Annotated in this window: 1 protein-coding gene; it reads right to left on the reverse strand. The window is 67.4% G+C overall.

All coding sequences use genetic code 11. From position 1 onward, the window contains the following. Positions 1-270: ATP-binding cassette domain-containing protein (locus JT719_RS24775; protein ID WP_207436449.1), on the reverse strand; the 270-nt coding region annotated here is incomplete at both ends.

Consider the following 270-nt stretch of genomic DNA (forward strand, 5'->3'; position numbering starts at 1 on the left):
CGCGCCGGCTGAATTCCGGGTTAAAGCCGGGCCCGGGTTCCAGCAGCGCGGACACCCGGCCGTTCACCTCGACCTCGCCGGAAGACGGCCGCAGGGTGTGGCAGATGATCTGGAGAAGGGTGGACTTGCCCGAACCGTTGTGCCCGACGATGCCGACGGTGCTGCCGCGCTCGATCTCGAAGCTGATGCCGCGCAGCGCCCAGAATTCCTGAAAATACCGGCGCTTCCGGCCCAACAGCGCCTGTTTCAGGCGGTCTCCCGGGCGGCTGT

The sequence above is a fragment of the Sabulibacter ruber genome (genome assembly GCF_017355955.1).
Taxonomy (GTDB): Bacteria; Bacteroidota; Bacteroidia; order Cytophagales; family Hymenobacteraceae; genus Nibribacter; species Nibribacter ruber_A.